This is a genomic window from Phenylobacterium sp. (assembly GCF_031181185.1).
In the GTDB taxonomy this organism is placed as follows: Bacteria; Pseudomonadota; Alphaproteobacteria; order Caulobacterales; family Caulobacteraceae; genus Phenylobacterium.
In genome coordinates, this window is the sequence record NZ_JAPSKZ010000174.1 from 1 (window position 1) to 7,397 (window position 7,397).

At 68.2% G+C, this 7,397-nt stretch carries 9 protein-coding genes; 5 read left to right on the forward strand and 4 right to left on the reverse strand.

All coding sequences use genetic code 11. The features are described 5' to 3' along the window. The 3 genes from carB to RIF93_RS16790 all read left to right on the forward strand — a co-directional run. The coding region (gene carB, locus RIF93_RS16780) for a carbamoyl-phosphate synthase large subunit (protein WP_309092596.1) at positions 1-2,673 on the forward strand (2,673 nt) is incomplete at its 5' end. 200 nt (positions 2,674-2,873) lie between these two features. After that, positions 2,874-3,047, forward strand: a complete 174-nt coding sequence (locus RIF93_RS16785; protein WP_309092597.1) for a hypothetical protein — start codon at positions 2,874-2,876, stop codon at positions 3,045-3,047. A gap of 247 nt (positions 3,048-3,294) precedes the next feature. Then, the gene (locus RIF93_RS16790) at positions 3,295-4,080 is read left to right on the forward strand and encodes a glucose 1-dehydrogenase (RefSeq protein WP_309092598.1); all 786 of its coding nucleotides are present in this window, start codon (positions 3,295-3,297) and stop codon (positions 4,078-4,080) included. On the opposite strand, the gene RIF93_RS16795 is transcribed toward RIF93_RS16790, so the two are convergent. From RIF93_RS16795 to RIF93_RS16805, 3 genes are read right to left on the reverse strand one after another with little or no spacing between them, the layout of a single operon-like run. Beyond that, on the reverse strand, positions 4,067-4,762 hold the full coding sequence (locus RIF93_RS16795; RefSeq protein WP_309092599.1) for a DNA alkylation repair protein: 696 nt from the start codon (positions 4,760-4,762) through the stop codon (positions 4,067-4,069). The two genes, RIF93_RS16790 and RIF93_RS16795, sit on opposite strands and share 14 nt — an antisense overlap. 3 nt (positions 4,763-4,765) lie before the next feature. Continuing rightward, positions 4,766-5,281, reverse strand: coding sequence for an SRPBCC family protein (locus RIF93_RS16800; protein WP_309092600.1), 516 nt, complete (start codon positions 5,279-5,281; stop codon positions 4,766-4,768). 3 nt (positions 5,282-5,284) lie between these two features. Further along, on the reverse strand, positions 5,285-5,620 hold the full coding sequence (locus RIF93_RS16805; RefSeq protein WP_309092601.1) for a metalloregulator ArsR/SmtB family transcription factor: 336 nt from the start codon (positions 5,618-5,620) through the stop codon (positions 5,285-5,287). Between the two features lie 73 nt (positions 5,621-5,693). On the opposite strand from RIF93_RS16805, the gene RIF93_RS16810 reads away from it, so the two are divergent. Continuing rightward, on the forward strand, positions 5,694-6,194 hold the full coding sequence (locus RIF93_RS16810; protein WP_309092602.1) for an ATP-binding protein: 501 nt from the start codon (positions 5,694-5,696) through the stop codon (positions 6,192-6,194). On the opposite strand, the gene RIF93_RS16815 is transcribed toward RIF93_RS16810, so the two are convergent. Further along, positions 6,191-6,820 carry a glutathione S-transferase family protein gene (locus RIF93_RS16815; protein WP_309092603.1) on the reverse strand — a complete coding sequence of 210 codons (630 nt, stop codon included), beginning with the start codon at positions 6,818-6,820 and terminating at the stop codon, positions 6,191-6,193. The two genes, RIF93_RS16810 and RIF93_RS16815, sit on opposite strands and share 4 nt — an antisense overlap. 188 nt (positions 6,821-7,008) lie before the next feature. Between RIF93_RS16815 and greA the strand changes: the two genes are divergently transcribed. Further along, positions 7,009-7,397 (forward strand): transcription elongation factor GreA (greA, locus tag RIF93_RS16820; protein ID WP_309092604.1); only part of this gene is annotated, 389 nt, incomplete at its 3' end.

Below are 7,397 nucleotides of genomic sequence, written 5' to 3' on the forward strand. Positions count from 1 at the left end.
GAGGAAAGCGTCCTCGGCTGGAAGGAATACGAGATGGAGGTGGTCCGCGACCGGGCGGACAACTGCATCATCGTCTGCTCGATCGAGAACGTGGACCCGATGGGCGTCCATACGGGCGACTCCATCACCGTCGCGCCGGCCCTGACGCTCACCGACAAGGAGTACCAGCGCATGCGGGCGGCCTCGATCGCCGTGCTGCGCGAGATCGGTGTCGAGACCGGCGGCTCGAACGTCCAGTTCGCCGTCAATCCGGCCGACGGGCGGATGGTGGTCATCGAGATGAACCCGCGCGTGTCGCGGTCCTCGGCGCTGGCGTCCAAGGCCACCGGCTTCCCGATCGCCAAGGTCGCGGCGCGCCTGGCCGTGGGCTACACGCTGGACGAGCTGATGAACGACATCACGGGCGCGACGCCCGCTTCGTTCGAGCCCAGCATCGACTACGTCGTCACCAAGATCCCGCGCTTCGCCTTCGAGAAGTTCCCGGGCTCCGAACCCTACCTAACCACCCAGATGAAGTCGGTGGGCGAGGTCATGGCCATCGGCCGCACCTTCGCCGAGAGCCTGCAGAAGGCGTTGCGCGGCCTCGAGACCGGCCTCACGGGACTGGACGAGATCGCCATCCAGAGCGCCGACGATCCCGAGATGGGCCATGCCGCCATCATCCGCGCGCTGGGCACGCCCACGCCGGATCGCCTTCGGGTGATCGCCCAGGCCTTCCGGGCCGGCCTCACCTGCGACGAGATCCACAACGCCTGCAGCTACGAGCCCTGGTTCCTGCGCCAGCTCGAGACCCTGGTGAAGGAAGAGGCGCGCATCGCCGCCGACGGCCTGCCGACCGACGCCGCCGGCTTCCGCCGCCTCAAGGCGATGGGCTTCTCGGATGCCCGCCTCGCCAAGCTGACCCATCTCACGGAGAAGGAAGTCCGCGAGCAGCGTCGGGCGCTGGGCGTCCGTCCGGTGTTCAAGCGCATCGACACCTGCGCCGGCGAGTTCCGGGCCGACACGCCCTACATGTATTCGACGTACGAGACGGGCGCCCTGGGCCAGATCCCCGACTGTGAGAGCGAGCCGTCCGACCGCAAGAAAGCGATCATCCTGGGCGGCGGTCCGAACCGGATCGGCCAGGGGATCGAGTTCGACTACTGCTGCTGCCACGCGGCGTTTGCGCTGGATGAGATCGGCGTCGAGTCGATCATGGTCAACTGCAACCCCGAGACCGTCTCCACCGACTACGACACCTCCGACCGCCTCTACTTCGAGCCGCTGACGGCCGAAGACGTGCTGGAGTTGATCGACGTCGAGCGCGCCCGCGGCGAGCTCCTGGGGGTCATCGTCCAGTTCGGCGGCCAGACGCCCCTGAAGCTGGCCCAGCCGCTGGAAGACGCCGGCATCCCGATCCTCGGCACCTCGCCCGACGCCATCGACCTGGCGGAGGACCGTGAGCGTTTCCAGCAGCTGCTGCACAAGCTGAAGATCGCCCAGCCGGTGAACGCCATCGCCCGCAGCCGCGACGAAGCCTTCGCCGCGGTCCACAAGGTTGGCTACCCGGTCGTGATCCGCCCCTCCTACGTCCTGGGCGGCCGAGCGATGGAGATCGTCCGCGACGACGAACAGCTCGAGCGCTACATCACCACCGCCGTGCAGGTGTCCGGCGACAGCCCGGTGCTGATCGACCAGTACCTCTCCCGCGCCACCGAAGTGGACGTCGACGCGCTCTGCGACGCGGACGGCCAGGTCTTCGTGGCGGGCGTGATGGAGCACATCGAGGAGGCCGGCGTGCACTCGGGCGACAGCGCCTGCTCGCTCCCGCCCTATTCGCTGAAGCCCGAGACCATCGCCGAGCTGAAGCGCCAGACCGAGGCCATGGCCAAGGCCCTGGAGGTCCGCGGCCTGATGAACGTGCAGTTCGCCATCGAGGAGCCGCAGGGGCCGAACGCGCGCATCTATGTGCTCGAGGTCAATCCGCGCGCCAGCCGCACGGTGCCGTTCGTGGCCAAGACGATCGGCCGGCCGATCGCCGCCATCGCCGCCAAGGTCATGGCCGGCAAGACCCTGGGCGAGTTCGACCTGGCGGTCAGCGACTACGACCACGTGGCCGTGAAGGAAGCCGTCTTCCCGTTCGCCCGCTTCGCCGGCGTCGATACGGTGCTGGGCCCGGAGATGCGCTCGACGGGCGAAGTCATGGGCCTCGACTGGGTGCGGCCCGGCGAGGACGCGGGCCCGGCCTTCGCGCGCGCCTTCGCCAAGAGCCAGCTCGGCGGCGGTACGGTGCTGCCCAAGAAGGGTTGCGTCTTCGTCTCGGTGAAGGACGCCGACAAGCCGTGGATCGTCGAGCCGGTGCGGCTGATGCTGGACCAGGGCTTCCGCGTGCTGGCCACCGCCGGCACCCAGAGCTACCTGGCCGAACAGGGCCTGAAGGTCGAGCTGGTGAAGAAGGTGCTGGAAGGCCGTCCCCACATCGTCGACGCCATGAAGAACGGCGAGGTGCAGCTGGTCTTCAACACCACCGAGGGCAAGCAGTCGCTGCTCGACAGCTTCGAGATCCGGCGGACCGCGCTGATGGGCAAGATCCCCTACTTCACGACCGCCGCCGGCGCGCTGGCCGCGGCCCGGGCGATCGCCGCCACAGCCGAAGCCCCGCTCGAGGTCCGCCCGCTGCAGAGCTACGCCTAGCGACGTTCACAAACCCGTGTTCGCTCTTTAATTGACCGTTACCGGCATGCGGCGCAGATTCCCCGCATCGCCTGGTTGAGACGGGCGTTCAAGGGCTCGCCCCGGCGGCCCGCTTGAGACCAACCCGGGGCGGACCGGCGGCGCACGCCGCAGCCTGGCGTGGAGTGTGGAGCTCCACAACAGATTGCGAGGAAAGCGTCATGCATACCGAGCCGCATCACGGCCAAGTCCGCCACCACAAGAACAAGCATCTGGCCGAGCGTTTCGAAGGCATCCTGGGGACAGTGATGGTGGTGGCGATCGTATTGCTCGCCATCGGCCTCATCTACGGGATCATGACCACCGGCAGCAGCACGCCGCGGTGGATGCAGTGATCTCCTGACGTTCTGACGGGCGTCACCCCGCCGGCGGATCTCCGTCGGCGCGCTTCGGACCGAACCCGCGCCCCGCACGATCCTGTGGTGGGCGCCCAGGCATTTTGCGCGCCTAGGCCGGGGCCCGGGCGGCGTCCCTGAGGCGCCGCGCCCGCTGCAACCGGCGGGCAGTGGCGGCGGTTCCGAAGCTCTTACGCGACGTGGCGGAAGCCGTGTTAGCCGTTGTGGCGAACACGGGAGGATCGTCATGGCGGGACGCGTTCAGGGCAAGGTCGCGCTGGTCACCGGCGGGGCTAGCGGCATCGGGCGCGGCTGCGCCGAGCGTCTGGCGGCCGAGGGCGCCAGCGTCGTCGTCACCGACATCCAGGACCATCTCGGCCAGGAGGTCGTCCGGGGTCTTGGCGGCTCGAACGGCGGCCAGGCGGTCTACCGGCGCCACGACGTCACCGACGAGGACGCCTGGATCGCCGTCGTGGCCGAGGTGAAGGCCCGGTTTGGCCGCCTGGACGTGCTGGTCAACAATGCCGGCATCGGCCTGGGCTGCCCCATCACCGACATGACGCTGGCCGACTGGCGCCGGCAGACGGCGGTCAACCTCGACGGCGTCTTCCTCGGCGTGAAGCACGCCCTGCCCCTGATGCGTCAGGGGGGCGGCGGCAGCATCGTCAACATCTCGTCGGTTGCGGGCCTGACTGGCGCGCCGAACCTTGCGGGGTACTGCGCCACGAAGGGCGGCGTGCGGCTGTTCACCAAGGCCGTGGCGCTGGAGTGTGCGGCCCTGAAGGACGGCGTGCGCTGCAACTCCGTCCATCCTGGCGTCATCGAGACCCCGATCTGGACCACCGTGGTGGGCGGCCAGCCGGGCGTGAACGAGCCGCCGGACCTCGACGCCATGACCCAGATGTTCGTGCCCCTGGGCGTGAAGGGTTACCCGGCGGACATTGCCGAAGGGGTTCTGTGGCTGGCCTCGGACGAAAGCCGCTACGTCACCGGTGCCGAATTGGTCATCGACGGCGGGCTCAGCGCGCGTTGAGCCTGGCGTCGGCCCTGTCGAAGGCCTTCATCGCGTCGCGGCCGACCCAGCGCGCGATCCGATCCTCGCTCGCCGCCAGCCGCTCGGCGACGGCGCGGGCTTCGGCGCGCAGCTCGGCGTCGCCCTTCAGGCCGATCGCCCGCAGCGCCCAGTTCACCGCCTTCTTCACGAAGTTTCGCGGATCCGAAGCGTGGGCCTCGACGCGCGACAGCCCTTGGCGGAACAGGGCCGCATCACCGCGCCGGTGGATCGCCATGCCAGCCAGTAGCGCGAACCCCGCCCGCCGGCCGAACTCGTCGTGCAGCTCGGTCCAGGCCAGCGCCTTCTCGGCCGCGAGGGGCGACCGGTCGAACAGCTTCAAGCAGACGGTGTCGGTGATCGCCCAATTGTCGAAGTCGCTCCGCCACCGCTCCATCTGCTCGGACGTCACCGCGGCGGGATCGTCGACCATGGTGGCGGTGATCCGCGCCTCGTAGAGGCCGGTGGCCCACAGCGCCTCCGCCAGGCCGTGGTCCCGGCCCATGCGCCTGGCCAGCGCCTGCATCGCCTCCATGCGCACGCCCAGCGCGTGCGCGGTGAAGATGCCGAAGCGCGGTCCCATCTCGTCGCGCACCCGATCGGAGGCCTCCGCCTTCAGCGCCGCCATCACCGTGGCAAGGCGGCGCTGGACGTCTTCGGTCATGCGTCAGCCGACTCCCTCGAGCACCTGTTCCAGCCGATCGTAGCTCTGCGCCATGCCGTCCGTCATCCCGGACTGCACCGCCATGTCGCGGATCTCCTTCGACGGGAACAGCATCCGGATCGTCAGCGCCGTGCGGCCGTTCCGCTCGACGAGGGTCAGCGTGTTGATCGACGGCTCGCCGCTCGCCTTCGGGTTTTCGAAGTCCATCGGCTGGCCGTCGAGTCCATCCATCCACTCGCTCGTGACCAGGCGCTCGGGGGCGGAAACCTCGAGATGCTCGCCGAACGCGCCGAACTGGAAGCTGCCGTCCTCCGCCCGCCAGACATAGCGATAACGCCCTCCTACCCGTAGGTCGACCTGGCAGTAAGGCATGGTGGTCCCCGGCGGCCCCAGGAGCCAACGCTGGACGAGCTCGGCCTTGGTGTAAGCATCCCACACCAGCTGGCGCGGGGCGTGGAACTCGCGGGTGACGACCACTTCGCGGTCGGTGGGCGTGGAGACCTCGACAGGTTTCGGCATGGTTCAGTCCTTTTCGGCTTTCAGTTGATCCAGCAGGGCGTCCAGGCGCTCGAAGTTCGACGCCCAGATCTCGCGGTAGCGCTCGATCCACGCTTGAGCCTCGGCGAGCGGCTTCGGCTCCAGCGTCGCCGGTCGCCGCTGAGCGTCGCGCCCGCGACGCACCAGGCCCGCCTTTTCCAGCACCTTCAGGTGCTTGGAGATCGCCGGCTGGCTCATCGCAAAGGGTTCCGCCAGTTCCTGCACGGAGGCGTCTCCCCTCGCCAACCGGGCCAGGATCGCCCGTCGGGTGGGATCGGCCAGGGCGGCGAAGGTGGCGTCGAGCTGATCTTCATAACTCATAGGTTACATAACTGCCCGGTTATTCTGGATGCGTCAAGTCGACGAGTGCGGCGGCATCCTCTAGAGACCGCCCATGTCCCCCACCCTGCACGCGATCTTCGGGCCCTCGGGCGCCGGCAAGACCACCTACGCCCACGCCTTTGCTCGCCGCGAGGGCGCCGTCGCCTTCATCCTCGACGAGTGGATGGCCCGGCTCTTCGCCCCCGACATGCCCCAGCCGCTCGAGTACGAGTGGATGATCGAGCGCGTGCAGCGCTGCGAGGCGCAGATCTGGTCCACGGCCGCCGCCGTGCTGGCCGCCGGCAAGCCGGTGATCCTGGACATGGGCCTGATGCGCAAGGTGGACCGCGACCGGGTCCGCGAGATAGCCGAGGGCGCCGGCCTGCCCTTGCAGTTCCACTACGTGACGGCTCCGGCCGACATCCGCCGCGCCCGCGTGGCCGAGCGCAACGTGGTCCGCGGCGAGAACTTCGCCATTGAGGTTACGACCGACATGTTCGAGTTCGTCGAAGGCGTGTTCGAGCAACCCGACGCCGCCGAGTTGGAAGGTGCGATCGTCTCGGAAAGCAACTAGAGCGTCGGGAACAGCGCCGCAGGCCAGGTGGCGTCCGCCGCCCGGTGGTAGGCCTCCCGCTCCGTGAGCCGGGCGTTGTAGTCCACCAGCGCGGCGTGCTCGGGCAGAACCTTGGTGTGCATCAGGAATGACACCGTGGCCCCCAGCACCACGTCGGCCGCCGTGAAGCGCTCGCCTAGCAGGTACTTGCGCTCCATCAACACCGAGGAGAGCACCTCGACCATGTCGTCGAAGGTGCCGAAGCCCGCCTGGAAGCCCGATACGTCGATGTTCTGGCCGTGCAGCACAGCGACGGGATCGACGACGGCCGTGGCGTAGACCATCCACTTCAGATAGGGCCCGCGCAGCGGATCCTCGATCTTCGGCGCCAGGTCGCCATAGCTGTAGCGGTCGGCCAGATAGAGCGCGATGGCCGGGTTCTCGCTGACCACCACCTCGCCATCGGTCAGGGTCGGCACCTTGCCGGCCGGGTTCAGCTTCAGATACTCGCGCGACTTCTGCTCGCCCTTGCGGATATCGACAGTTTTCACGTCGAATGGCAGGCCGATCTCCTCCAGCATCCAGTAGGCGGTAAAGGCGCGGCTGGCCGGCGAATGATAGAGGGTGATCCCGCGCTTGACCGCCATTCAAAATCTCCTTGGTCGTTCCTAGCTATGCTTTTGGAGCCCTCGCCGCCAGCGCCGGCCTGCAGATAACGCCGCTCGACGCGCGCTCTTGAATTTTGCGCCGCACAATCCTAACCTCTCCGCCCCCGGACGCCTGCGCCCGCGGCCGGCTCTGACGGGAAACTCACTAGGGCGAACTTCGAGTCACGATGGAAAAAGTCCCGATGACCGCCGAGGGCTACAAGGCCCTCGACGAAGAGCTGAAGCGTTTGAAGACGGTGGAGCGGCCGGCTGTGATCGCCGCCATCGCCGAGGCGCGTTCGCACGGCGACCTCTCGGAGAACGCCGAATACCATGCCGCCAAGGAGCGCCAGGGCTGGATCGAAGGCCAGATCGCCGAGATCGAGGACAAGATGGCCCGGGCCCAGGTGATCGACGTCTCCAAGCTCTCGGGCAGCCAGGTGAAGTTCGGCGCCACGGTCTCGCTTGTCGACGAGGACACCGAGGAAGAGGCCCGCTACCAGATCGTGGGCGAGCACGAAGCCGACGTGAAGCGCGGCCGCGTGTCCGTCACCTCGCCGAGCGCGCGCGCGCTCAT